General features: G+C 70.6%; 25 protein-coding genes. 14 read left to right on the plus strand and 11 right to left on the minus strand.

Annotated features, from left to right (window positions below; translation table 11 throughout):
- Positions 1-62: 62 nt before the first annotated feature.
- Positions 63-2576 carry an AAA family ATPase gene (locus AB0C30_RS03410; protein ID WP_357939094.1) on the minus strand — a complete coding sequence of 838 codons (2514 nt, stop codon included), beginning with the start codon at positions 2574-2576 and terminating at the stop codon, positions 63-65.
- A gap of 157 nt (positions 2577-2733) precedes the next feature.
- Between AB0C30_RS03410 and AB0C30_RS03415 the strand changes: the two genes are divergently transcribed.
- On the plus strand, positions 2734-2898 hold the full coding sequence (locus AB0C30_RS03415) for a hypothetical protein (RefSeq protein ID WP_357939096.1): 165 nt from the start codon (positions 2734-2736) through the stop codon (positions 2896-2898).
- 324 nt (positions 2899-3222) lie between these two features.
- The gene (locus tag AB0C30_RS03420) at positions 3223-5010 is read left to right on the plus strand and encodes an MFS transporter (RefSeq protein WP_357939098.1); all 1788 of its coding nucleotides are present in this window, start codon (positions 3223-3225) and stop codon (positions 5008-5010) included.
- 95 nt (positions 5011-5105) lie between these two features.
- Here the strand turns inward: AB0C30_RS03420 and AB0C30_RS03425 are convergent, their stop codons facing one another.
- Positions 5106-5861, minus strand: coding sequence for an alpha/beta hydrolase (locus AB0C30_RS03425; protein ID WP_357939100.1), 756 nt, complete (start codon positions 5859-5861; stop codon positions 5106-5108).
- An 85-nt stretch (positions 5862-5946) separates the two neighbouring features.
- Here AB0C30_RS03425 and AB0C30_RS03430 point away from each other — a divergent pair, with 85 nt between their 5' ends.
- From AB0C30_RS03430 to AB0C30_RS03465, 8 genes are all read left to right on the plus strand, one after another.
- Positions 5947-7098: an alginate lyase family protein gene (locus AB0C30_RS03430; protein ID WP_357939102.1), complete on the plus strand. Its 1152-nt coding sequence runs from the start codon at positions 5947-5949 to the stop codon at positions 7096-7098.
- Positions 7099-7177: 79 nt separating this feature from the next.
- Positions 7178-8053 carry a xanthine dehydrogenase family protein subunit M gene (locus AB0C30_RS03435; protein ID WP_357939104.1) on the plus strand — a complete coding sequence of 292 codons (876 nt, stop codon included), beginning with the start codon at positions 7178-7180 and terminating at the stop codon, positions 8051-8053.
- Position 8054: 1 nt separating this feature from the next.
- Positions 8055-8555, plus strand: a complete 501-nt coding sequence (locus AB0C30_RS03440) for a (2Fe-2S)-binding protein (protein ID WP_357939106.1) — start codon at positions 8055-8057, stop codon at positions 8553-8555.
- Positions 8552-10942, plus strand: coding sequence for an aerobic carbon-monoxide dehydrogenase large subunit (locus tag AB0C30_RS03445; protein WP_357939108.1), 2391 nt, complete (start codon positions 8552-8554; stop codon positions 10940-10942). The genes AB0C30_RS03440 and AB0C30_RS03445 overlap by 4 nt, the downstream gene beginning before the upstream one ends.
- Positions 10943-10957: 15 nt before the next feature.
- Positions 10958-11689: an XdhC family protein gene (locus AB0C30_RS03450; RefSeq protein WP_357939110.1), complete on the plus strand. Its 732-nt coding sequence runs from the start codon at positions 10958-10960 to the stop codon at positions 11687-11689.
- A 4-nt stretch (positions 11690-11693) separates the two neighbouring features.
- Positions 11694-12602 (plus strand): MoxR family ATPase, encoded by a 909-nt coding sequence (locus AB0C30_RS03455; RefSeq protein ID WP_357939112.1) that lies wholly within the window; start codon positions 11694-11696, stop codon positions 12600-12602.
- Entirely contained in the window at positions 12599-13276 is a 678-nt protein-coding gene (locus AB0C30_RS03460; RefSeq protein WP_357939113.1) for an SRPBCC family protein, read from the plus strand. Before AB0C30_RS03455 ends, AB0C30_RS03460 begins: the two co-directional genes overlap by 4 nt.
- Complete coding sequence (locus tag AB0C30_RS03465) at positions 13266-14474, plus strand: VWA domain-containing protein (RefSeq protein ID WP_357939114.1); 1209 nt, start codon at positions 13266-13268, stop codon at positions 14472-14474. The genes AB0C30_RS03460 and AB0C30_RS03465 overlap by 11 nt, the downstream gene beginning before the upstream one ends.
- 24 nt (positions 14475-14498) lie before the next feature.
- Here AB0C30_RS03465 and AB0C30_RS03470 read toward each other — a convergent pair whose 3' ends face one another.
- Together AB0C30_RS03470 and AB0C30_RS03475 are read right to left on the minus strand one after the other, a co-directional pair.
- Positions 14499-14768 (minus strand): hypothetical protein, encoded by a 270-nt coding sequence (locus AB0C30_RS03470; RefSeq protein WP_357939115.1) that lies wholly within the window; start codon positions 14766-14768, stop codon positions 14499-14501.
- A 289-nt stretch (positions 14769-15057) separates the two neighbouring features.
- Positions 15058-15423, minus strand: a complete 366-nt coding sequence (locus AB0C30_RS03475; protein ID WP_357939116.1) for a helix-turn-helix domain-containing protein — start codon at positions 15421-15423, stop codon at positions 15058-15060.
- A 78-nt stretch (positions 15424-15501) separates the two neighbouring features.
- On the opposite strand from AB0C30_RS03475, the gene AB0C30_RS03480 reads away from it, so the two are divergent.
- Entirely contained in the window at positions 15502-16365 is an 864-nt protein-coding gene (locus tag AB0C30_RS03480; RefSeq protein ID WP_357939118.1) for an NAD(P)H-binding protein, read from the plus strand.
- 5 nt (positions 16366-16370) lie between these two features.
- On the opposite strand, the gene AB0C30_RS03485 is transcribed toward AB0C30_RS03480, so the two are convergent.
- The 5 genes from AB0C30_RS03485 to AB0C30_RS03505 form a co-directional block, all read right to left on the minus strand.
- The gene (locus tag AB0C30_RS03485) at positions 16371-17330 is read right to left on the minus strand and encodes a LysR family transcriptional regulator (protein WP_357939121.1); all 960 of its coding nucleotides are present in this window, start codon (positions 17328-17330) and stop codon (positions 16371-16373) included.
- A 67-nt stretch (positions 17331-17397) separates the two neighbouring features.
- Positions 17398-18405, minus strand: coding sequence for a hypothetical protein (locus AB0C30_RS03490; RefSeq protein WP_357939123.1), 1008 nt, complete (start codon positions 18403-18405; stop codon positions 17398-17400).
- Between the two features lie 139 nt (positions 18406-18544).
- Entirely contained in the window at positions 18545-19213 is a 669-nt protein-coding gene (locus tag AB0C30_RS03495; RefSeq protein WP_357939125.1) for a sensor domain-containing protein, read from the minus strand.
- A gap of 121 nt (positions 19214-19334) precedes the next feature.
- Positions 19335-20030, minus strand: coding sequence for a GntR family transcriptional regulator (locus tag AB0C30_RS03500; protein ID WP_357939127.1), 696 nt, complete (start codon positions 20028-20030; stop codon positions 19335-19337).
- A 26-nt stretch (positions 20031-20056) separates the two neighbouring features.
- Positions 20057-20944 carry a dihydrodipicolinate synthase family protein gene (locus AB0C30_RS03505; RefSeq protein ID WP_357939129.1) on the minus strand — a complete coding sequence of 296 codons (888 nt, stop codon included), beginning with the start codon at positions 20942-20944 and terminating at the stop codon, positions 20057-20059.
- A 90-nt stretch (positions 20945-21034) separates the two neighbouring features.
- Between AB0C30_RS03505 and AB0C30_RS03510 the strand changes: the two genes are divergently transcribed.
- The 3 genes from AB0C30_RS03510 to dhaL are packed head-to-tail and all read left to right on the plus strand — an operon-like array spanning position 21035 to position 23984.
- Positions 21035-22351 carry an MFS transporter gene (locus AB0C30_RS03510; RefSeq protein WP_357939131.1) on the plus strand — a complete coding sequence of 439 codons (1317 nt, stop codon included), beginning with the start codon at positions 21035-21037 and terminating at the stop codon, positions 22349-22351.
- A complete protein-coding gene (locus AB0C30_RS03515) occupies positions 22348-23352 on the plus strand; it encodes a dihydroxyacetone kinase subunit DhaK (RefSeq protein WP_357939133.1) in 1005 nt (334 codons plus the stop codon). Before AB0C30_RS03510 ends, AB0C30_RS03515 begins: the two co-directional genes overlap by 4 nt.
- Positions 23349-23984: a dihydroxyacetone kinase subunit DhaL gene (dhaL, locus tag AB0C30_RS03520; RefSeq protein ID WP_357939135.1), complete on the plus strand. Its 636-nt coding sequence runs from the start codon at positions 23349-23351 to the stop codon at positions 23982-23984. Before AB0C30_RS03515 ends, dhaL begins: the two co-directional genes overlap by 4 nt.
- A gap of 11 nt (positions 23985-23995) precedes the next feature.
- On the opposite strand, the gene AB0C30_RS03525 is transcribed toward dhaL, so the two are convergent.
- Positions 23996-24817 carry an SAM-dependent methyltransferase gene (locus AB0C30_RS03525; protein ID WP_357939137.1) on the minus strand — a complete coding sequence of 274 codons (822 nt, stop codon included), beginning with the start codon at positions 24815-24817 and terminating at the stop codon, positions 23996-23998.
- A 62-nt stretch (positions 24818-24879) separates the two neighbouring features.
- Positions 24880-25302 carry a hypothetical protein gene (locus AB0C30_RS03530; protein ID WP_357939139.1) on the minus strand — a complete coding sequence of 141 codons (423 nt, stop codon included), beginning with the start codon at positions 25300-25302 and terminating at the stop codon, positions 24880-24882.
- Positions 25303-25307: the final 5 nt, after the last annotated feature.

The following is a 25307-nucleotide window of genomic DNA, read 5'->3' on the forward strand; positions in this document are numbered from 1 at the left end:
CCAGGCTTTCCCTGGCGCTCCGGGGTCACATCCCCCATGCGTGTAGTTCTGGGGCAAATCCCTTAGTCGACGGTGTCGTCCCGCCCCCGGACGATCACGAGGCGGGTCAGCTCGACGCGGGACTTGATCTGCAGCTTGGAGTAGATGTGCCGCAGGTGGAAGGCGACCGTGTGCGCGCTGATGAACATCTGCTCCGCCACCTGCCGGTTGGACCACCCGTCGGCCACCAGGAGCGAGACGTGCCATTCCGTCTCGGTGAGGCTGTCCCAGCCGGAGGCCGGCCGGTCGGCGTAGCTCCAGTGCCGGTGGCGCACACCCATGGCGCGCAGCCGCTTGCGTACGCGGGCCGAATCCCTGACGGATCCGATCTCGTAGTAGATCGCGAGCGCGCGGTCGAGGCTTACCGCCGCGTCGTCGTGCAGCCCGCCGGCGGCCTGCAGCACGCCGAGGTCCTCCGTGGCGGAGGCGCGCCCCCACACGTCGTCGGCGCGCTCGGCGGCCCGGGACAGGGCCTCGCGATCGCCGTCGAGCAGGCCGCGCGCGTGCGCGGCGGACGCGGTCAGGGCCAGGAAACCCGGGTTGGCGGCCGCCAGTTCCTCCGCGGTGGCGACGGCGGCGTTGGCCACCGCGCGGGCGTCCACGGCGAGGGCGAGGCGGACCAGCCAGGCGCTCGCGGTGGGGTTGCCGGCGAGCATCGAACGTTGCCGTTCGAGCAGGTCGGCCAGTAAGGTCATCGCCTTCAGCGGTCCGTCGCACGCCTCGGTGACCTGGGCCACGATGAGGGCGTGTTCGAGTGAGTCGCCGGGCAGGTCGGCGACGTGCCGGACGGCCGCCCGTACGTTGCCGCGCCGCAGCGCGACGGTGGCCAGGACGTTGGTGGCCGCTGCGGCGGACAGGGGCGTGGCCCGGTCCGCGGCGAGGCTCAGCGCCCGCTGGGCTTCGTCGGCGGCGCTGTCCAGCCGCCCTTCGAGCAGCTCGGACCGGGCCGCGAGGGCGGACAGGTCGGCCTCCCATGCCTGGTGGCCGGAGTCGAACATGTCCTCGCGCGCGTCCTGGACGAGCAGCCGCGCCTCGTCCAGCCGGTGGACGTCGGTGAGTATCGCGGCGGAGATCAGCCGGGATTCGTACGGATGCACGGCCGACCCGTTCGCGCCGGACAGCAGCCTGGCGTCGCCGGACAGCCGCCTGGCGTCGGCGGCCAGCGCCAGCGCCTTGGACAGGCGGCCCTCGTCCCGCTCCGCCTGCGCCAGCGCGATCAGGGCCGCCGCGGTGGCCGCCGCGCTGTGACGGGCACCCGCCTCGATGACCTCGTGCGCGTACGTGCGGACGGACGCCTCGTCGCTGGGCAGGCGCGTCATGGCGTAGAGGCGCACGAGCAGCGCCCGGTCGCGCACGTGGCCGGGAAGGTCGGGCAGCGCCAGCACCGTCTCGGCCTCCCGCATGGCCTCCTCGAGGCTGCCGGTCAGGTACATGACGTCCGCGAGCACGCAGTGCAGCTCGGCCACACTGTGCGTCGAAGCGTGCGCGGAGGAGTGCTCGGCGAGGCCGCCGCGGACCAGCTGCTCGGCCGCCCGCAGCCGCCCCTCCGCCATCGCGGTGTCGATGGTCGCGACGAGGTCGAGCCGGCCCAGCAGCGCCTGCCGGACGGGCGGCGGGACCCGCTCGGCGATGACAAGCCTGACCAGCTCGTGGCGGAAGGCGAGGTCATGCGCGGTGGCGGACAGGATGCCCGCCGCCATGGACTCCTCCACCGCGGGCAGCAGCGCGGCCGTTGTCGTGCCGAGCAGCGACGCGGCCTGCTCGGGGGCGAACGACCGGCCGAGCACGGCGGCCGTCTCCACCAGGTTCCTGGCGACCGCGCTCAGGCCGCCGATCCAGTGCCGCACCACCCTGGTGAACCGGTCGGGGATGCGCAGGGCGGCGTCGCCGTCGAGGACCTGGCCTTCGTCGCGAAGGCCGGCGAGCAGCTCGGTGATCAGCAGCGGGTTGCCGCCCACGACGTCCACCAGAGCCAGCGTCGCCGGTCCCGGCGCGGCCCCGAGCGTGTCGGTGGCCAGGGCGACGGCCGCGGCCGGGGACAGCGGCGAGAGCCGCACCCGGCCGGCCCCGTGGCGCTCCAGCAGGTCGAACAGGGAGGCGGACTGGTCCTGTCCCACACCGGTCGATCGGCTCAGCAGCCAGCCGATCGGCCGGAATTCGAGCAGGCCGTGGAGGGTGCGCAGGGCGACCAGCGTCGCCGGATCGGCCCACTGCAGGTCGTCGAGCACGGCCAGGACCGGAGCCGTGGGCCATTCCTCGAAGCGTGTTCGCAACGCCTCCAGCGTCCGCGAGTCTGGGTCGAGCCGTAGGTCCAGGGCCTCGAACAGGCTGCCGCACGGCACCAGCTCGCCCAGCTCCTCCAGCTCGCCCCGGAGCACGGCGATGCCGCGCTCGCCGGCGGTGGCGGCCGCCTCGTCGAGCAGCCGGGTCTTGCCGATCCCCGGCTCCCCGTCCACCAGCAGGGTCGCGCCCTTGCCCGCCTGAACGGCGTCGAGCAGGCCGTCCACGTCATGCCATTCCTGTTCGCGTCCCCGCATGTAAGACCGCCTCCCAGACGAGGAACGGTGAAGCTCATGCTCTTAAAGATCTTTCACGCCACTGCACGTTTCGGGGATGTGGCCGGGGAGCAGCCGGGACGAGTCTCGAGGTAATGCCTGGGAAAGGAGTTGGGACCCCGGGAAAGGAGGTGGGGACATGGTGGAAACCGGCTACGCGCCGTTCAACCGGACAGTGGACAGGACCCAACTTCCGCTGCTGTTGCGGGGCGTCCTTGAAGTGCTCAAGAGTCACATCACCGAAGGGGAGTGGGAGGACGTGAAGGCGGGCATGCCGAAGAACCTCGCCTCCTTGCTCCCATAGCGGCATTCAGCTCCTCCGACTCCTTTCACGGAGGGCGCGGACGAGCCGCAGCGGCAGGAGCCCCACCAGGGGAGCTCGCCTGCCAAGATCGTCGCGGTCCTCCTTGTCGAAGGCGCGGGCGTAGCGGCGGCTGTCCCGGACGCTCGCGTAGCACTTTGCGCCCGCTGCCCCGCAGCCGCGCTGACAATGCCAGCGCATCGTCTCCCCCTCGTTCTCGAAGCGGAAACGATGCCCGAAAACCCGACAAAGCAGCATTAAAACGACTGTACTGCCGGCATCCCTCCGGAGCACCGCTGAAGGACGTTCCGTGAAGGAGCTTTGACCATGACCGCAGAAGACCTTGGCATGATCCGGACCAACATCCCGGCCCGGCTGGATCGGCTGCCCTGGTCCCGGTTCCACTGGAGAGTGGTGCTGGGTCTGGGAACGGTGTGGATCCTCGACGGGCTGGAGGTGACGATCGTCGGCGCGGTCGCCTCCCGCATGACGGAGCGCGGCAGCGGCATCGCCGTCAACAGCGCCGACATCGGCACCGCGGCGGCCATCTACGTCGCCGGCGCGTGCGTAGGAGCGCTGCTGTTCGGGCAGCTCACGGACCGGCTCGGCCGCAAGAAGATGTTCATGTTCACGCTGGGCCTCTACATGGTCGCCACCGTGGCCACCACCTTCGCGTTCGAGCCCTGGTACCTGTTCCTCATGCGCTTCCTGACCGGGATGGGCATCGGAGGCGAGTACGCGGCGATCAACTCGGCCATCGACGAGCTCATCCCGGCGCGCAACCGGGGCCGGGTGGACCTGGCCATCAACGGCAGCTACTGGGTCGGGGCAGCCATCGGCAGCGTCGCCGCGCTGGCCTTCCTCAGCACCGCCCTCTTTCCGATGGACATCGGCTGGCGGCTGGCGTTCGTCATCGGCGGCGTGCTCGGGTTCGCCATCATGTTCACCCGCCGAAGCCTTCCGGAGAGTCCCCGCTGGCTGTTCATCCACGGTCGCGAGGAGGAGGCCGAACGTATCGTGGACCAGATCGAGGCCGAGATCGGCGGCGACCTGCCCCAGCCCAGGGGCGAGATCACGGTCAGGCAGCGCGCCGCCATCCCGTTCCGGGAGATCGCCAGGGTGGCCATGGAACGCTATCCGCGCCGGGTGCTCCTGGGTCTCGCTCTCTTCATCGGGCAGGCGTTCCTGTACAACGCGGTGACGTTCGACCTGGGGACGCTGCTGCACGGCTTCTTCGGGGTGGCGTCCGGGTCCATCCCGTACTTCATGGTCGTTTTCGCGCTCGGCAACTTCCTGGGGCCGCTCCTGCTGGGACGCTGGTTCGACACCGTTGGGCGGATTCCCATGATCGCCGGCACGTACCTGGTGTCGGCCGCCCTGACCGCGGTAATCGCTGTTCTGATGCTGAATCGGGCACTGACCACGACCTCGTTCATGGTGCTCATCGCGCTGACCTTCTTCGTCGCCTCCGCTGGGGCCGGCTCGGCCTACCTCACCGTCAGCGAGATCTTCCCGATGGAGACGCGGGCGCTGGCCATCGCCCTGTTCTTCGCGGTCGGGACGGCGATCGGTGGCATCACGGGGCCGGCGCTGTTCGGGCAGTTCATCCACAGCGGCAACCTGACGCTGGTGGCCGCCGGGTTCTTCATCGGCGCGGCGGCCATGGCGCTCGGCGGTGTCGCCGAGCTGATGTTCGGCGTCCGGGCGGAACAGCAGTCGCTGGAGGACATCGCCCGCCCGCTGACGGCCGAGGAGGCCGGACCCTACGCGGACGAGCGCCGTGAGCGCATCCACCACCGCCACGAGCAGGACACCACGGGAGCACGGCGGTTCCTGCCGGGGCCGGGGAGCACATTCCCCTCACCCGGGATGGTCGGCACCGGCGCGGCGAGCGGCCGCGTCACCGCCAGCGCCGACGAGCAGCTCGACCGGGAGGTCGCCGCCGTGACCCATGCGCTGGACGAGCACGGTCCCGCCGACCGCGACACGCTCGCCCGGATGGTCCACGGCCGTGCCTGGGGGCCGGGGCGCTTCCGCGCCGCGCTGCGGCAAACCGTCCGGGAGGGACGCGGCCGTTCCCTTTCGCACGGCCGGTACGACTCATCCCGGCACTGACCCCAGGGAGTTGGTCACCCGAACCGCTATGACCGACTGCTGCGTGGCCAGGGACGACCTGGCCGCGCCGCTCGTCTCAGAAGTGCGGGCCGTTCTTAAGGGCGCGGGCCGAAGCCCTGGGCGGCGAGCCAGGTGGCGCAGAGGCCCGGCCAGGCGGACACGGCCAGGTCGCCCTGGGCGAGCCCGAGCCCGTGCTTGCCTTCGGGAAAGACATGCAGCTCGTACGGTGTGCCCGCGCGGCCGAGCGCGTCGGCGAACAGCAGGCTGTTGGCGGCCGGCACCCCTTGGTCCGCCGCAGTGTGCCAGAGGAACGCCGGTGGCGTCTCGGCGGTCACGTTGAGGTGCGCGGACAGGGCCGTCGCCTGCTCCTCGGTGCTGTCGGGGCCGAGCAACTGTCGGCGCGACCCCGAGTGCGCGGCCCACCCGGCGAGGTCGATGACCGGATAGCCGAGTATCAGGGCATCCGGGCGGTCCCCGTCCTTGTCGGTGGCCAGGGTGGCGGCAAGGTGGCCGCCCGCCGAGAACCCCATGACGGCGACCCGCCCGGCGCCGCGCTCGCGGACGACGCGCACCGCCTGGCGCAGGTCGTACAGCGGAGCCGGATGCAGTGGCTCGCGCCCCGGCTCGTCGCCGGCCACCCGGTACGCCAGCACGTAGGCGTCGATGCCGAGCGTGACCAGCCAGCGGGCCACGTCCGCGCCCTCGTGCCCGGCCAGCCGGGAGTAACCGCCACCGGGGCACACCACCACCGCGCCCGTGGCCGGGCCGTCCGCCGCGTACAGGGTCAAGCTCGGGGACTCGCCGGTGGCCGGGCCGGGGGGAGTCTCCGGCCAGAGGGGAACGTCGATCATGCGGGGCACTCTACTCCCCGGAAAAGTTAGGAAACTTTCCTAAGCGGGTTGACCGGGCCCCGTAACGCTCGTTGGATGAGCTGTCATGACCCCCCGTATCATCGCCACCGCCGCCCTGGTCGCCGCTCTGGCCCTGCCGCTGCCCGCGGCCGCCGCCCCCGCGACCTTCACCCACCCCGGAGTGCTGCTCGGCCGGGGGCAGCTCGACTTCATGCGTACCAAGGTCAACGCGGGCGCGCAGCCGTGGAAGTCGGCCTACGACCAGATGATGGGCCACTCGCTGGCCTCACTCACCCGTGCGGCCAAGCCCCGCGCCGTCGTCGAGTGCGGCCCCTACTCCAACCCCAACAACGGCTGCACCGACGAGCGCCAGGACGCGCTCGCCGCGTACACGATGTCTCTCGCCTGGTACGTCACCAGGGACGCCAAGTACGCCAAGAAGGCCATCGAGATCATGGACGCCTGGTCCGCGGTGATCAAGGACCACACCAACAGCAACGCGCCCCTGCAGACCGGCTGGGCCGGCTCGGTCTGGCCACGGGCGGCCGAGATCATCCGCTACACCTACACCAGCTGGCCGAACGTCGACCGCTTCGCCACCATGCTGCGCACCGTCTATCTGCCGAAGGTCATCAACGGCTCCAACAGCAACGGCAACTGGGAGCTGAGCATGATGGAGGCGGCCGTCGGCATCTCCGTCTTCCTGGAGGACCGGACGAGCTATGACAAGGCGATCACCAAGTACCGCGGCCGGGTGCCGGCCTACATCTACCTCAGCACGGACGGCGAGCTGCCCAAGGGCGCGCCCGGTAGCGGCCTCGACACCCGCGACGAGCTCGTCAAGTACTGGCAGGGGCAGACGACCTTCGTCACCGGCCTCACTCAGGAGACCTGCCGCGACTTCACCCACACCGGCTACGGGATCTCGGCCATCTCCCACGTCGCCGAAACGACCAAGATCCAGGGCCAGGACCTCTACCCGGAGGTCGGCGAGCGGCTCAGGCAGGCGCTCGGCTTCCAGTCGAAGTACCAGCTCGGCGCGGCCGTGCCCTCCTGGTTGTGCGGCGGCAGCCTGAACCTGGGCCTCGGCCCGATCACCGAGGTCGGCTTCAACCAGCTCCACAACCGCCAGGGCATCCCGATGACGAACACCCAGCAGCTCACCGAGCAGCAGCGTCCCGCAGGCACCAACCAGCTCTTCGTCGCCTGGGAGACCCTCACCCACGCGGGCAGTTAAGCCTTTCCTTAGGTGAGCGTTGACAACGTCGCTGAGCAGGAGTCGGCTGAGGGCCCACGACGAGCGAGGGGGTGTCCGGATGCAGGTTCCAGCGCCGTTGGAGTACGAGCGGGCCACCAGCGTCGATCACGCCATCGGGCTGCTGGAGCGGCTCGGTGGCTCGGCGCGGCTCATCGCGGGCGGGCACAGCCTGCTCCCGATGATGAAGTTACGGCTCGCCACTCCCGAATATCTGATCGACATCAACGACCTGCACGCCGAGCTCGGTTACATCAGGACCGAGCCCGGCCAGGTCCGCATCGGCGCCATGACCAGGCACCGCGAGCTGCTGGAGTCGGCCGAGCTGGCCGCGACCTTCCCGATCTTCGGTGACGCCGAGCGGGTCATCGCCGACCCGGTCGTCCGCAACCGGGGCACACTGGGCGGGTCGCTCTGCCAGGCCGACCCGTCGGAGGACCTGTCGGCGGTGTGCACCACGCTGGGCGCCAGCTGTGTGATCCGGGGCGGCGCGGGCGAACGGGTCGTGACCATGGAGGAGTTCTACCGGGGGCCCTATGAGACCGCGGTCGAGGACGCCGAGATGCTGGTGGAGATCCGGGTCCCGATCCGGCCCAACGGGTCCAGCGCGTACGAGAAGGTCGAGCGGCGCGCGGGTGACTGGGCGATCGTGTCGGCGGGCGCGGCCGTGTGGCTGGACGGCGAGGTGATCTCCGACGCTCGCGTCGGGCTCGCCGCGGTCGGCCCGAACACGACCGGCATGCCCGCCGTCTCAGAGGCTCTGCGCGGCAGGGAGCCGTCCGAGGAGCTGTACGAGCTGGCCGGGGAGCTGGCCGCGCAGCACTGCGACCCCGCCACGGACATGCGCGGCAGCGCCCTGTACAAGCGCCACCTCGCCAAAGAGCTCACCAGGAGGGCCCTGCGCCGCTCCGTCGCCCGGCTCAGAGAAGGGGTGTGACGTGCGCGTATCGATGATCGTGAACGGCGAGGAGGTCACCAGGGAGATCGAGGGGCGCCTGCTCCTGGTCCACTTCCTGCGTGACCACCTCGGGCTGACCGGCACCCACTGGGGCTGCGACACCAGCAACTGCGGCACCTGCGTGGTCTGGCTCGACGGCGAGCCGGTCAAGTCGTGCACCGTGCTCGCGGCGATGGCCGGCGGCCACGAGGTGCGTACGGTCGAGGACCTCGAACAGGACGGCACGCTCGACCCCGTCCAGCAGGGCTTCATGGAGTGCCACGGGCTGCAGTGCGGGTTCTGCACGCCGGGGATGATGATGACGGCCAGGGCGCTGCTCGACCGCAACCCCGACCCCTCCGAGGGCGAGATCCGCGAGGCGATCTCCGGGCAGATCTGCCGCTGCACCGGCTACGCCACCATCGTCCGCTCGGTGCGCTGGGCCGCCGCCCGGGAAGCTCAGGAAGTCCGCGAAGCCCAGGAGTCGGGGGCGACATCGTGACCAGCACCGAACACCGGCCCGCCGGATTCACCGACAACGACCAGAAGCCGCTCGGCCACGGCCGGATGCTCCGCAAGGAGGACCCGCGCTTCATCCGCGGCCGGGGCCGCTACGTCGACGACGTACAGCTGCCCGCGATGCTGCACCTGGCGATCCTGCGCTCGCCCGTCGCGCACGCGCGGATCGTGAGCATCGACGTCAGCGCGGCGCAGGCGCACCCGAAGGTCAAGGCCGTCGTCACCGGCGCCGACCTGGCCGCCCAGGGCCTGGCCTGGATGCCCACGCTCTCCAATGACGTACAGGCCGTCCTGGCCACGGACAAGGTCCGCTTCCAGGGCCAGGAGGTCGCGTTCGTGGTGGCCGAGGACCGCTACTCCGCCCGCGACGCACTGGAGCTGATCGACGTCGAGTACGACGTGCTCGACCCGGTGATGGACGCCCGCAAGGCCCTCGACCCCGCCGCGCCGGTCATCCGTGACGACCTCGACGGCAAGACGGACAACCACTGCTTCGACTGGGAGACGGGCGACGCGGCGGAGACGGCCGCGGTGTTCGACACGGCCGACGTCGTGGTGAGCCAGGACATCGTCTACCCGCGCGTACACCCCGCGCCGATGGAGACCTGCGGCTGCGTGGCCGACTTCGACCGGGTCGAGAGCAGGCTGACCCTGTGGTCGACGACCCAGGCGCCGCATGCGCACCGCACGTTGTACGCGCTGGTCGCCGGGCTGCCCGAGCACAAGATCCGGGTCATCTCGCCCGACCTCGGCGGCGGCTTCGGGGGCAAGGTCCCGATCTATCCCGGCTACGTCTGCGCGATCGTCGCCTCGATCGTGACCGGCAAGCCGGTGAAGTGGGTGGAGGACCGCGCCGAGAACCTCATCAGCACCGGCTTCGCCCGCGACTACATCATGCGCGGCGAGATCGCGGCCACCCGGGAAGGCAGGATCCTGGCCATCCGTACGAACGTGCTGGCCGACCACGGCGCGTTCAACGGCGTCGCCGCGCCGACGAAGTATCCGGCGGGCTTCTTCGGCGTGTTCACCGGCAGCTATGACCTGCGGGCCGCTTATTGCAAGATGACCGCCGTCTTCACCAACAAGGCGCCCGGCGGGGTCGCGTACGCCTGCTCCTTCCGCATCACCGAGGCGGTCTACCTGGTCGAGCGGATCGTCGACTGCCTGGCGTACGAGCTGGGGATGGACCCGATCGAGCTGCGGATGAAGAACTTCATCCAGCCCGACCAGTTCCCCTACACGACCAAGACCGGCTGGGTGTACGACTCGGGCGACTACGAGCCCACCATGCGCAAGGCCATGGAGATCGCCGGATACGAGGAGCTGCGCAAGGAGCAGATCGAGCGGCGCGCCCGCGGCGAGCTGATGGGCATCGGCGTCTCCTTCTTCACCGAGGCCGTCGGCGCGGGCCCGCGCAAGAACATGGACATCCTCGGCCTCGGCATGGCCGACGGCTGCGAGCTGCGCGTCCACCCGACGGGCAAGGCGGTTGTCCGGCTGTCGGTGCAGAGCCAAGGGCAGGGCCACGAGACCACGTTCGCGCAGATCGTGGCCGAGGAGATCGGCATCCCGCCCGCCGACATCGACGTGGTGCACGGCGACACGGACCAGACGCCGTTCGGCCTCGGCACGTACGGCAGCCGCTCGACCCCCGTGTCCGGCGCGGCGGCGGCCCTGGTGGCCCGCAAGGTACGCGACAAGGCCCGCATCATCGCCTCCGGCATGCTGGAGGTGTCGGTCGCGGACCTCGACTGGGACAAGGGCGCGTTCCGCGTCAAGGGCGACCCGGCCAAGTCCGTCACGATCCAGGAGATCGCGATGCGGGCGCACGGCGCCGGAGACCTGCCCGAAGGCATCGAGGGCGGCCTGGAGGCGCAGATCTGCTACAACCCCGAGAACCTCACCTACCCGCACGGCGCCTACATCTGCGTCGTCGACATCGACCCCGGCACCGCCCAGGTCAAGGTGCGGCGCTTCATCGCGGTGGACGACTGCGGCACCAGGATCAACCCGATGATCATCGAGGGCCAGGTCCACGGTGGCCTCACCGACGGGGTCGGCATGGCGCTGATGGAGATGATCGCGTTCGACGAGGACGGCAACTGTCTCGGCGCCTCGCTCATGGACTACCTCATCCCCACCTCGCTGGAGGTGCCCGACTGGGAGACCGGCTTCACGGTGACCCCCTCACCGCACCACCCGATCGGTGCGAAGGGCGTCGGCGAATCGGCCACCGTCGGCTCCCCGCCGGCGATCGTCAACGCGGTCGTCGACGCGCTCAAGCCGTTCGGCATCCGGCACGCCGACATGCCGCTCACCCCCTCGCGGGTGTGGGACGCCATGCGTGGCGTGCCCACGCCGCCGATCTGATCCTCGGAGCCGTACATGCCGTACACCAAGCGCATGGAGGAGCTGGTCGCCGAGCGCGTCCCGTTCGTCCACGCGGTCGTCGTCCGGGCCCAGCTGCCTACGGCGGTCAGTCCGGGCGACGACGCCATCATCCTGTCCGACGGGTCCATCGAGGGGTTCGTCGGCGGGCAGTGCGCCGAGAGCTCCGTGCGTACGGCGGCGCTCTCGGCGCTGTCGGACGGGCGGACGGTGCTGCTGCGGGTGCTGCCGGAGGGCGAGCCGGACTTTCCCGATTCGCCGGGCGCGCAGGTCGTGGTGAACCATTGCCTGTCCGGGGGCGCACTGGAGATCTTCCTGCGGCCGCTGCTGCCGCCTCCGGTGCTCTGGGTCGTCGGCTCCTCGCCGATCGCCACAGCCCTGGCCGCCCTGGCCGGGCCCCTGGACTTCACCGTACGAGCTGCGGACGCCTCGCCCGGTCCGGCGGGTGCCACCGCCGCCGTCGTGTGCAGTCACGGGCGCGGCGAGCCGGAGGCGATCCGGGCCGCGCTGGAGGCCGGTGTCGGCTATGTCGGCCTGGTGGCGAGTCGGCGGCGGGGTGCTTCGGTGCTGGCGGAGATGGGGCTGACGGAGGACGAGCGCCGCCGGGTCCACTCGCCGGCCGGTCTCGGCATCGGTGCCCGGACAGCGCCGGAGATCGCGCTGTCGATCCTCGCCGAGATCGTGACCGCCATCCGTACCGGGGATCTCGCGCGGACGGGAGGGCGGTAAGGACGTGGCCTCCCAGCCTTCCGCGTCCGCGGCGTCTCCTGGGCTTTTCGCGTTCGCTGGTGCGGATGACATTCGCCGCCGCCTTGACGAGCTCGACTACCTGGTGGACGACGGTACGGCGGCGGCGCTGTACTTCGCCCTGACCCTCGGCCGGCCCCTGCTGTTGGAGGGCGAGCCCGGAGTCGGCAAGACCACCGCCGCCAAGGCCCTGGCCCGCGCCCTGGCCACGCCGCTGATCAGGCTCCAGTGCTACGAGGGACTGACCGCGGGCGAGGCCCTCTACGAGTGGAACTACCAGCGGCAGATGCTGGCCATCCGCCTGGCCGAGTCCCGCCACGACCGGCTGAACGACGCCGACCTGTTCACCGAGGCGTTCCTCCAGGAGCGCCCGATCCTCCAGGCCATCAGGCACCGCGGGCCGCAGCCGCCCGTACTCCTGATCGACGAGATCGACCGGGCGGACGACGAGTTCGAGGCGCTGCTGTTCGAGTTCCTGGGGGAGGCGGCGATCACGATCCCCGAGCTGGGCACCTTCACCGCCGAACGCCGCCCGGTCGTCGTCCTGACCTCCAACCGCAGCCGCGACCTGCACGACGCGCTGCGCCGACGCTGCCTGTACCACTGGATCGACTTCCCCGCCCCGGAGCGGGTGGCGGAGATCCTCCGGCGTACGGTCCCCGCCGCGAACGACGCGCTGATCCACTCGGCCACGGACTTCGTCGGCCAGGTACGCCGCCTCGACCTCGACAAGGCGCCGGGCATGGCCGAGACGATCGACTGGGTCTCGGCCCTGTCCTCCTTGGGCGCGTCACGGCTGGTCAGGGACGACGTCGTACGGACACTGAGCACCCTCGCGAAGACGCTGGACGACCGCGCCGCCATCACCGAGGCGCTCAGCAGGAGAGGCACATGAAGATCGACAACGAGTTCACGGTCAGCGTGCCCATCGAACGAGCCTGGGAGGTCCTCACCGACCTGGAGGGCATCGCCCCGTGCATGCCCGGAGCCCGGCTCACGGGCGTGGAGGGTGACGTCTATTCGGGCAAGGTACGGGTGAAGGTGGGGCCGGTCGTCTCCGAGTACGCCGGGACGGTCAGGTTCCTGGAGAAGGACGACGGGGAGCACCGGGCCGTCATCGACGCCAAGGGGCGGGACTCGCGTGGAGCGGGCAACGCCTCGGCGGCCATCACCGCGCAGCTACGTGCAGACGGGCCACGCACGGTCGTGTCGGTGGACACGGATCTGAAGATCTCCGGGAAGGTGGCGCAGCTCGGCAGCGGCATGATCAAGGAGGTCTCCAACAAGCTGCTCGGCCAGTTCGTCACCTGCCTCGAAGCCAAGCTCACGGAGCCGGTCCCTGACACGGCGGCCCCCGACACGTCCGCCCCCGACACGAACGAGGTGCCCACCACCGAGACCCAGGCGCCCGTCACTGAGGCGCCTGTTCGCGAACTGGAGCCGGAACCGGAGGCGTTGGACGTGCTGGGCGTCGCCGGTGGGGCCATCTACAAGCGCCTGGTGCCGCTCGTCGTCGGGGTGGTCGTGGTCATCGTGGCGGTGGTCGTCATCTGGACCGTTGTCTCATAGCGGGCGGCGGCCGGGAGCCCTGCTGGCGGGCGTGGACCGGGCGGCTTTCGCGGCGGCGCTGGCCGTACGGCTGAGGCGGCACGGCGTGCCCGTGGGCTTCACCGGCATCGAGGACTTCACCCGCGCCCTCGCGATCGCGCCTCCCGCCTCGCTGCCGGAGCTGTACTGGACCGCGCGCGTCAACCTGGTACGGCGGCAGTCGGAGATCGAGCCCTTCGACGAGGTGTTCGCGGCCGTCTTCCACGCGACAGGACCCGCCCTCGACCCGCACGCCCGCCGCAGCCCCCTCAGCACGGCGAACGGCATTACCGACGAGGCGTTCGCCCCGCTGCCGGCCGCTTCCCACGGTGGCGACGACCCTGGCGGGCTGCCCTGGATGACGCTCCCGGCGGTGGTCGCGCCCGCCGAGAGCTCGGACGGCCCGGCCGTTCCGGAACGGCTGCCGAGTGCCGCCGAGGGCCTGGCGGACGTGCCGTTCGAGCGACTCGGCGAGCGGGAGTGCGAGCTGCTCGGCGCGTGGCTGGCGACGACCGTGGCCGCCTGGCCGGTACGGCGCAGCCGCAGGCAGGCGGTGTCGTCGAGGGGTCGTGCGATCGCGGTCCGGGCCACGCTGGCCCGCGCCCGCCGTACCGGCTGGGAGCCGCTCCGGCTGGCCAGGCAGCGACCCGTCGACCGGCCCCGGCGCGTGGTCATGCTCTGTGACGTCAGCCAATCGATGCAGGCCCAGGCGTCGGCGTACCTGCAGCTGATGCGGGTGCTCGCGGTGGCGGTGGACGCGGAGGTGTTCGCGTTCGCGACGACGCTGACCCGGCTGACGCCGGTCCTCGCGCATCGCTCGACGGCCGCCGCGATTGAGCTGGCCTCGGAGCGGGTGAGCGACAGGTTCGGGGGTACGCGGATCGCGACCAACGTACGGGCGCTGCTGGCCTCGCACCACGGCGCGAAGGTGCGGGGCGCCATCGTGCTTGTCGGCTCCGACGGCTGGGACGCCGACCCACCGGCGGAACTGGCCGCCGCGATGGCCCGGTTGCGACGCCGTGCGCACCGGGTGATCTGGATGAACCCCCGGGCCGCCGCACGCGGCTTCGAACCGCGCGTGGCCGGGATGGCGGCCGCCCTCCCGTACTGCGACCTGCTGCTCCCCGCCGACACGTTCGGCTCGCTCCGCACCGTACTCACGGAGCTTGCCCACGCCTGACACGTTGCCTACCAGGGCCGACATTCACGGCAGACGCGACAGCGCGCCGGATCCTGCACCTCCGGTCACGGGGGCAGACCTTGTGGGCGCTCGCGCGTCGGTGATCCACAGGGCAAGCAGTTGGTATCGCGCGATGCTGAACATCAGATCGGCGGAGGAGTCGCTGGTCGCGTAACGGCAGTACTGAGCTACTACACCGAGCGCATGCCCCTCAGCGTACATATCCGCCTTCACGACACTCCGCTCTACAACAGCATCTATCGTTTTGACGATGAGATGCTGGTCAATGTCCACGTGTACGGCATCCTCGCTGCGTACACGCCCACACTGCATCTCCGTCGGGTCGATGGGGCATGGTTCAACACGTATTTGGAATCCTTCGAGCGGGTATGGGCATCGCTCGCCCAGCAGACTCGCCTGATCGAGCAGTTGGGTCGGCTCTCTCAAGACGGTGTCAGCCGACGCAGGATCGGCGTCGACTTCGGCTCGATCGGGCTGTGCCACATCACCGCAGATTTCAGTGACGCGATCGGACCTGCGATCAGTTTGGTCACGGGCATGAGCCCCGAGCCCGCGGAGGGGACTACCTGCTGTGGGCGGCTTCGAGGTCGGACTGGTGGGCGACGGCCCAGAGGCCCAAGGCGCGTACCGGCCCCAGGAAGGAGCGGCCCAGGTCGGTCAGCGCGTAGTCGACGCGCGGCGGGACCCTCGGATGGACCGTGCGGCTGATCAGACCATCCTCTTCGAGGGCGCGCAGCGTACGGGTGAGCATGCGGCGGCTGAGCCCCTCCACGGACCTGTCCAGCTCGTTGAAGCCGTGCGCGCCGCGCTCCAGGATCGAAAGGATCACGACGCTCCACTTGTCACCCACCCGGCGCAGCACGCTGGTCGCGGGGCAGTTCTCGTGCTCAGCCACCGTGACAGGGACGGTGATGGTTGCAGTGGACATGAATGTGCCTTCTTTCGGACCTTTCGCCAGTTGGCCAAAGATCAGGGTACGCACATCGACCTCCAAGGGGGATTTATCGTGATTGTGGTTAGCGGAGCGTCCGGGCAGCTCGGACGCCTCACCGTCGGGCACCTTCTCCAGCGGGTGGAGGCCGCCCGCGTCGTGGCGTTGTCCCGTACCCCTGATGCCATCGCCGATCTCGGAGTGGCCACCCGGTACGCCGACTTCGACGATCCGGCAAGCCTGCCCGGCGCGCTGGAGGGCGCGGAGCGGCTGCTGATGATCAGCATGGGCTCGCTCACCGGGGCGCCTCGCGGGCACGTCAACGCCATCGAGGCGGCGGTCAAGGCGGGGGTAGGCCATGTGATTTACACATCGTTCGCAAGGGCAGGCGAGCCGGGCCAGCCCCAGGCGCTCATCCAGAACCACGGGGAGACCGAGCGGCTGCTGGCCGAGTCAGGGCTGACGTTCACGGCGCTGCGGTTCAACCAGTGGCCGGAGATGTGGAACCTCGTCGGCCTGCCCGCCATCGCCGTCGCCACCGGGGTGCTGCCCAGCAATTCGGGTGACGGCCGGGTGGGACACATCACCCGCGATGACAGCGCCGCCGTCGCCGCGGCCGTGCTGGCGGAGGGCGGCTGCGAGGGGCAACTCCTCGAGGTCACAGGCCCGGAGGCGGTCACGGACGCGGACGTGGCCGACGCGCTCGCCCAGGTCACCGGTCGCCCGATCCGCTGCGAACAGGTCTCGGACACCGACCTGGCCGCGGCGCTGTCCGGACATGGGCTCCCCGAGATGTACGTTCAGGGATGGACGGGCCTGGGGACGTACAAGCGCGACGGCTGGTTCGACGTGACCACACACGCGGTCGAGCACCTTACCGGCCGCAAGCCCACCCCGATCGCCGACTACTTCGCCGCTCAGTATGTTCACGGGCGCTGAGACGGTCAGCTCCACAGCGTGATGTGGATGGACGGGCGGAAGCGGCCGACGTTCACGCCGGGGCCGCGCAGCATGGCCTGGGTGGCGCGGGGCGTGGTGACGAACCTGACCAGCTCGGCCGCCGCCGGAGCCACGCCGCCCTCGGCCAGCGTCATCGTGACCCAGCCCCCGTCGAACCGCAGGGCGGGCCCGGCGATGCGTACCAGGCGCCCGTTGGCGAGGTCCGGCGCCACCGCGAACGAGATCGCCGGCGCCACGCCGCTGTTGCGCTGCGCCTCCTCCAGCGCCGCGGCGTGGCTCTGGTAGATCTGCTGGTGGTGTTCGGGCACGTTGAGCTTGCGCAGCATCGTCGGTACGGCGCCGAGCTCGGTCGCGGCCGAGGGGCCGAGCAGCCACACCTGGTCGCGTAGCTGGTGTACGCCGACGTCTCGCCCGGCGAGCGGGTGCTCGGGCCCGCACACGACGACGAGCTGGAAGTTCAGGAACGGCTTGCAGGACAGCGTCTCGTCCACGATGCCGCCGGGGCCTGGGCCGATCGCCACGTCGACGGTCCGCGCGCGCAGCAACGACCCGAACCGCCGAGGGTCGTGCACGCTCAGCTCCACGTCGAGATCGGCGGCCCGCCCGGCGAACAACCCGATCAGACCGGGCGCCGCGTGCTCGGCGAACAGGCTCGACGCGGCGACGCGTAACAGCCTGCGCCCGCGTCCCGCCTGGCTCACCTCGATGATCGTGCGTTCCTGGAGGCTCAGCAGCTCCGCCGCCCTGCTGGCCAGCCGCAAGCCGCCGGGCGTGAACGCGAGCCCGGCGGCGGTCCTGGTGAACAGCCGGTCACCGAGCTCCTTGCGCAGCTGGCCGACGTGCAGGGAGACGGCCGCCTCCGACACGTCGAGCTCCGCTGCCGCCTGCTTGACCGACCCGAGCCGCACCACGGCCGCGAACGCGCGAAGCTGCGTGGGCGTCATGAGCAAAAGCTACTGGCCGGGCATCAAAGATCATAGATAAACCGATACGGCAAAAGGCCAAAATCGGTCAGTCGCCCGTGACGCTGATCTGGGCGGTCCAGTCGGCGACGACGCGTGTTCTCTTCGACGGCGTGGCGGGGACGACGGCGGCGAACCAGGTGGCCTGGACGAGGATGACCCGGCTGCGGAACTCCTTCTTGCCGCTCAGTACGGCGGGCTCCGGGCGGGTGAAGGAGAGTGCCGCGGCTTTGGGGCGGGCGGAGAAGACCTGCTGCTCCCGTACGCCGTACCAGACGACGGCTCCTCCTCCGGAGGCGCGCAGCGCGTAGATCGTCGGGACCACCTGGGTGCGGTCGCGTACGTCCCACTGGCCGCGCAGGAGGCGCATGTCGGCGAGCCGGGCGGTGGCGGACTGGGTCGTGTAGGGGCCGGCGGCCAGGAGGCGCTTGGCCTCCGTGTCCTTGCCGTTGGTGGCCAGGGAGCGCGCGTGCGCGGCGGCCATCGCGCGGGGGGCGACGGCGAGGTTCGTGGTGTCGTCGGCGGCCACCGCGGTCGCCAGTCCCTCGTCGTCCACCGCGATCGGCAGGGCGGGTGCCTGGAGCGGGGTGGTCGATCCGGCGACCAGGCGCCAGCCGCCGGAGGTCTCCTGGAGGATGAGCTGGGTCCGGTAGTCCTTGCCCTGCTCGGTGATCTCGGCCAGGAACCAGCGGGCGCTGCCGGGGTTCTTCGGGATCACGAAACGCGTGCTGGTGAGGCGGGGCAGCGTGCCGAGCCGGTCACCGCGTAGCCTGGCGAGCCGGAAGACGGCCCGGTCGAGCTCCAACGCCAGGCCGGCGCTCGTTTCCTGCACTCCGGATCCGTTCCGCTTCCTGACCTGCTGCAGTCGCTCACGGTAGCCGTTGAGGACGAACTCGGCCCCGTCCTCCGTCAGTGTGGGCTGCGCCGGTGCGGCGCTCGCCCGGGGCCCGGCGCTCACCGACCAGGCACCGGCCTGGGGTGACGTCCCGGAGGCACTGCACGCGGTGACCATGGCCAAGGCCAAGCCGCTGACGAACAGCTGGCGATTCACCGGCACGGATACCTCCGCGACATGCCCGTGGGAGCGTCCTGAGCTGTCCTCATGATGTACGGCCCGCACCTGGCCCCGGTTCAAACAACCGAGGCTGGGACTCCATACGGACCGTGTTCGACCCGCCGGGACCGTACGACGCGGCTCAGAACTCGGCCGCCGCGAGCCGGTGCGCCCGGACGGTCGCGGGGCGCTCGTCGTACGCGGGGCGGGTCAGCAGCGCCTGGGCGAGGTTGGCCTTGATCAGGGCGGCGCCGCGCACGACCGGCACCAGCGTCAGCGCGAACAGGACGCCGAGCACCGTGTTGAAGACCACGAAGGTGGTGGTGTCACTGCCGAGGCCGAGCAGTTCGGGCAGCCCGCCGTGGAAGTCGGGCAGGCCGGCGATGATCCAGCCGTAGAGCGGGAAGGTCAGTCCGGCGATCGCGCCCGCCCACCAGACGATGGTGACGACGAAGGTGGCGATGGCGAGGGGGAAGGCGACGACGGCGTGCAGCATGTCCAGCGCCGCCTGCCCGCTGGTCAGCGGGTTCATCGTGCGGCGGAACCAGCCGGCGTCCGAGGGAGCCTGCTGGTAGCGAGGACGCGCGACGCGGCGGCCGAGCACGTCGGGCAGCAGCACCCGCTCGACGTCGGCGAAGTTACGCGCCATGGCGGCGGCCGCGGCCAGGATCGGCAGGCCGACGAAGGCGACGGCGCTGCCCGCTCCGGCCGCGACACCGATCAGCACCAGGACGAAGGACATCACGGCGGTGGGGAAACCGAGCAGGACGTAGCGGGTGTCGGTGGCGATGCGGTGCCGGAGCGTTGTCATGCCAAGAACGTTACGAGTCGCCGCCCCTCCAGATCGCTCCCGCTCACTGGCGTATCGAGGTAGTGCAGGCCCTACCAAGTACGCCAGGTCGTGATGGCGTGCGACCGTCATCCGCCACCCGTCAGGTGGTGATGGCGTGCGACTCCATGTCGGCCACCGTCCACTCCTCGACCTCGTCCAGGTGGATCGCGGCCGCCGCCTGCGCCGCCGCGACGTCGCGGCCCGCCATGGCGTCGAGGATCTCCAGGTGGCGGCGGGTGGAGCCGGCGATCCGGTGCGGGCCGGTGGCGCCAAGCACGCGCAGCCACTGCACGAACGGCTCCGTCGAGGAGCGGACCCGGATGAGCCGTTCGTTGCCGGTGGCCGCCACGATCTCGGTGTGCAGGCGCGTGTCACTGACGAAGAACGGCTCGTAGTCGCCCTTCTCCGCGTACGCCAGTGCCTCGACGACCTCGGCGCGGAGCTCGGCGATCCGGGGGAGCGGCATGACGGCGGCGGCGATGCCGGTCGCCAGCCACTCGATGCCCTTGCGCAGCTGGCAGACCTCGTGGACGTCGGTGACGTCCGGCCGGGCCACGAACGTCCCCGACCGAGGCCGCGTCTCGATGAGCTGGTCGTGCTCCAGGCGGGCCAGCGCCTCGCGGACCGGCGTGCGCGAGACGCCGAACTCCGTGGCCACCGAGTTCGGATCGAACCGGGAACCGGGGGCGTACACCCCGCTGGTGATGCGGTCGCGCAGGATCCCGTAGAGCTGGTCCGCGATGGAATCCACGACCAGGGACGAACCCTTCGAGAGCTTGACGGACTGACCCGGCACGATCTCCCCCTGCAGATGTGTGATGTCTAGTCGATCAGGTTAGCCGCGCGGAGGGCCACCGCGATCCGCTCGCGTTCGGCGGAGCTCGCCGGCGCGAAGGGCTTCCGGGGACGTCCTCCGTTGCGGCCCTGCAGCTCCAGTGCCGCCTTGAGCGTGGCCGGCAGGTTGGGTCCGTCGATCGCCCGCCACACCGTGAGAATACGCTCGTGCAGCTTCAGAGCGAGCGCGTGGTCGCCGTCCTGGATGGCGTTCCACAGCTCGACGCTGAGCCGCGGCGTGACGGTCGGGATGGCCGCGAGCGCGCCGTGCGCGCCGAGCACGAACGCCGGGTAGTGCAGGTCGTCGAGCGCCGCCAGGATGGTGAACCGGTCGCGTACCCGGGCCAGCAGGTCGACCAGCAGGTGCATGTCGCCGCCGCTCTGCTTGATGGCCACCAGCTGCGGAACGGCCGCGAGCCGCTCGATCACGTCCACGGGTACGAGGGCCCACGGCACCACGTTGTAGAGCACGATCGGCAGGTCCACCGCGGCCCCGATCTCCCGGTAGTACGCCACGGTCTCCTCGGCCGACGGCGCGAAGACATAGTGCACCGGTGTGATCTGCAACGCGTCGACGCCCACCTCCTTCAGCGCCAGCGAGTAGCGGATCACCTGGGCCGTCGAGTTCTGGATCACTCCGGCGATCACCGGCACCCGTCCGGCGACCTCCTCGACCACGACCCGGCAGATGTCCCGGCTCTCCTCCAGGGAGAGCGTCTGGCCCTCCCCGGTGCTGCCGCACGCGCAGATCGCGGTGACTCCGGCTTCCAGCAGGTACTTGACCTCCTGGCGTAGGAGATCGAGGTCGACCTCGTCGTTCTCGTCGAACGGGGTCACCACCGTGGAGATCATCCCGTGCAGGTCCAGGTCGCTCATCGACATCCTCCTCGTGGCGCGGCTATTGCGCCCATGTTAAATCTAGTGTCTGATACATTAGATTATCACCCGGACATGAAAGGATGTCCAATGCAGAGCGGGACGCCAGTCAAACGTGTCGTCTGGGCCAGCGCCCTCGGCACGACCGTGGAGTACTACGACTTCACGCTCTACGCCACGACGGCCGCGCTGGTCTTCAACAAGGTCTTCTTCCCGGCCGAGATCCCCCTGGTCGGCACGCTGGCCGCGTTCGCCACGTTCTTCGTCGGCTATCTGGCGCGCCCGCTCGGCGGCCTGATCTTCGGCCACTTCGGTGACCGGCTGGGCCGCAAGAACATCCTCATCACCACGATGCTGATGATGGGCACCGGCACCTTCGCCATCGGCCTGATCCCCTCGTACGAGTCGATCGGCATCGTCGCGCCCCTGCTGCTGGTGCTCATCCGGCTGATCCAAGGGCTGGGGATGGGTGGCGAGTACGGCGGTGGCGTGCTGATGGCCCTTGAGTACAGCCCGAAGCGACGCCAGGGCTTCTTCACTTCCCTGGTGCACATCGGCACCCCGGCCGGTGTGCTGCTGCCGGTCGCCCTGGTCACGGCGCTGGACACGTTCCTGCCGGCGGGCGCGTACGAGTCGTGGGCCTGGCGCCTGCCGTTCCTGGCCAGCATCGCGCTGGTCGCCGTCGGCTTCTACATCCGGCTGCGCGTCAGCGAGAGCCCCGAGTTCGTCAAGATGCGGGCCGAGCGCGAGGTACGGAAGCTGCCGGTCAAGGAGCTGTTCGCCGATTACACGGGCAAGGTGCTGCTGTCGATCGTCGCCAAGGTGGCCGAGAGCGGGCTGTTCAACGTCTACTACGTGGTCGCCATCGCCTACGTCACCACGGAGCTGGGTCTGCCGCGCGGGCCGGTGCTGATGGCCGTGCTGATCGCGTGCCTGGCCGAGTGCTTCACGCTGCCGCTGTTCGGGGCGCTGTCCGACCGGATCGGGCGACGCAAGGTGTACGTGGGCGGCGCGGTGTTCCAGCTGCTGCTCGCCGTGCCGTTCTTCCTGCTCGTGCAGACCGGCAGCCTGCCGCTGATGACCCTGGCCATGGTGCTCGGCCTGGCCGTCGGCCACGGCTCCATGTACGGCGCGCAGGCGGCGCTGTTCGCCAACCTTTACCCGGTTCAGGTGCGCTACACGGGCCTGTCGGTCACCCAGCAGGTAGGGGCCACGCTCGGCGGCGGGCTCGCCCCGCTGGCCGGAACCGCGCTGCTCGCGGCCGGTGGCGGCCACTGGACGTGGCTCGTGGTCTATATGATCGCGATCGCGGCTCTGTCCAGCCTGGCGGCCAGTCGGCTGGGCTCGGGCGAGCTCGACCGTGAGGCGCTCGGTGGAGTGCCCGCCGCCAAGGAGGCGATCCAATGAGCCTGTTCCTCGCCGAAGGCGATCCCGTGACGCCCGCCCTGCGCGGGTTCGCGCGGGTGCACGCCGACCTCGTCGAGCTGAGCGAGGACCCGGTCTTCCTGCGGGCCCGCGACCGCGATCCGCGCCGGACCGTCGGGCTGGTGTCCGGCGGCGGCTCAGGGCACGAGCCGCTGCACGGCGGGTTCCTCGGCCGGGGGATGCTCGACGCGGTGGCGCCGGGGCAGGTGTTCGCCTCGCCGCACAACCGGCAGGTGCTGGCGGCCAGCCGCGCCGCAGCCGGTCCCGGCGGGGTCATCCACATCGTGAAGAACTACACCGGCGACCGGATCAACTTCGGCATCGCCGCCGAACGCCTGCGGCACGACGGCATCGAGGTCCGCCGGGTGCTGGTCGACGACGACCTGGCGACCGAGAGCACGGAGACGGCGACGGGACGGCGGGGCACCGGCGCGACCGTCATCGTGGAGAAGCTCCTCGGCGCCGCCGCCGACGAGGGGCTCGGCCTCGACGAGCTGGCCGAACTCGGCGCGCGGTTCGCCGCCGCCTCACGCAGCCTCGCGGTGGCGGCGCGGGCCCAGACCTCGCCGCAGACCGGCGCCCCCTCGTTCGAGCTGGGGCCCGACGAGCTGGAGTACGGCGTGGGCATCCATGGCGAGCGGGCGGCCAAGACGATCACCAGGCCGCCCGTCGGCGAGCTGGTCACCCGGATGCTCGACGAGCTGCTGGCCGGTCTGCCACCGGGTCCCGACGACCTCGTCGTGCTGGTCAACGGGCTCGGCGGGACCACCCAGCTGGAGCTGTACGGCGTCTTCGACCAGGTGGCGGGCGAGCTGTCGGCGCGCGGGCTGGACGTGCGCGGCTCGCTGGTGGGGACGTACGTGCCCGCGCTCGACATGGCGGGCTTCTCGCTGACCCTCACCCGGCTCGACCCGTCCTGGGACCGCTGGTGGCGGGCCCCGGCCATGACACCCGCCTTCGTCCGCCTTGAGGAGAACCGATGACCGCGTCGCCCGTACTCCGCCGCTACGCCGCCGACGTGGAGGCGGCCCACGCCGAGCTGACGCGGCTCGACCAGCTCAGCGGGGACGGCGACTTCGGCGACAACCTGCGCTCCGGGCTGCGCCGCGTCGTCGACGAGCTCGACCGGTCCGGCACGGTGGGGCACGGGTTCGACGTGGCGGGACGGGTGTTCCTCGACGACGTCGGGGGCACGAGCGGGCCGCTGTTCGGGCTGCTGTTCACCGAGATCGGCCGGGCGCTCGATGGCGACGAGCCGACCAGCCGGGCGCGAGACGGTGATGTGCTGAGCTGGGCCGCGGGCGCCTCCGCCGGGCTGGCCGCGATCCAGCGGGTGGGCGAGGCCAATGTGGGCGACCGCACCCTGGTCGACGCGCTCGTGCCCGCGGTCGCGGCGCTGGAGTCGGACGGTGCCGGAGCCTTCGCCCGTGCCGCCGCGGCCGCCGCCGACGGCGCCCGGAGCACGGCCGAGCTGCGGGCTCGGCTCGGACGGGCCAGTTACGTGGGTGAGCGGGCCAGGGGTGTCGCCGATCCCGGGGCGGTGGGAGTGGCGCTGCTGTTCCGAGCGCTGGCCGAGGTCGAGGAGCCCGGCTCGGGAATCGCCCCGCCGTACTGACGGACGTGCGGTTACGGGACGCGCGCGACGCCGCCCAGGACGCCGCCCTTCGCCAGGCTGGCCGGGATGTACTGCTCGTCGTTGCGCCAGTCCTGCACGGGTACGACGCCCGGTTCGAGCAGTTCGAGGCCGTCGAAGTAGCCACGTACGGTGTCGCGGTCTCGCCAGGTCATCGCCCCCGAGCTGGTCTGCCGGTAGACGTCCTGGGCCTCGGCGAGCCTGGCCGGGATGCCCTCGTTCTCCTCGATGTACCCGTGCGAGATGATCAGGTAGCTGCCCGAGGCCAGCGGCTCGCGCAGGGTCTGGACGATGCGGGCCACTTCCTCGTCGTCGGCGAGGAAGTGGAACACGGCGACGACGAGGAGGGCGACCGGCTGGCTGAAGTCGAGGTGCGCGGCGGCGGCGTCCAGGATCGCCTTCGGGTCGCGCGTGTCGCCCTCGACGATCACCGTGTCGGGGTTGTCGGCGAGCAGGGCACGGGCATGGACCAGGACGATCGGGTCGTTGTCGGTGTAGACGACCTTGGCGTCCGGGATGACGCGCTGCGCGACCTGGTGCACGTTGTTCTGGGTAGGCAGACCGGTGCCGATGTCGAGGAACTGCCGCACACCCGCCTTGGCCGCCTCCTCCACCGCCCGGATGAGGAACCCACGGTTCGCCCGGGCGATCTCGCGGATGTCGGAGCCGGTCTCCAGACTGATCCGGATGATGTGTTCGGCCGCCTCGCGATCGGCGGAGAAGTTGTCCTTCCCGCCCAGGAAGTAGTCGTACATCCGGGCGACGCTGGGAACGGTCGGGTCGACTTTCCCCGCGGGCAGCTCGTGCTCGGTCACGCCTACACCTTCCTCGCCTATGCCCGCATCTTACGAGGAATCAGGTGATCTGTGGCGATCTGTCAGTCCGGTGCCCAGTACTTCACCAGAAACCGCTCCATCCGCTGTACCACCGGGGTCCAGGTGGCGGTCAGGGTGTAGCGGCTGACGCGGTGGCCTCGGTAGGTGAGGGTGTACTTGAGGAAGTCGGCTCCCTGGGGCTTGGCCTGGGAGTGGCCGAGGCGCAGGAGCTTCAGGTCGTGGTGGAGTTTGCGCTGTTCGCCGCGGGTGAGGCACTTGTCCACGGTCGGGCCCGTACGACGGCTCAGGCGTACGCAACCGTTGGTGTAGACGATCACCCGGTTGTCGAAGCCCGCGAAGCCGCCCTGCTCGCGCAGCTCGACCAGCACCTTCTTGGCGACGGGCGTGGCCGATGCGGCGGGTGCCATAGTGGCGCTCAGGGCGGTGCTCAAGACCACGATGAGCGCGATCCGCAAGATTCTCATACTCC

The sequence above is a fragment of the Nonomuraea sp. NPDC048901 genome, assembly GCF_040649695.1.
Lineage (GTDB): Bacteria > Actinomycetota > Actinomycetes > Streptosporangiales > Streptosporangiaceae > Nonomuraea.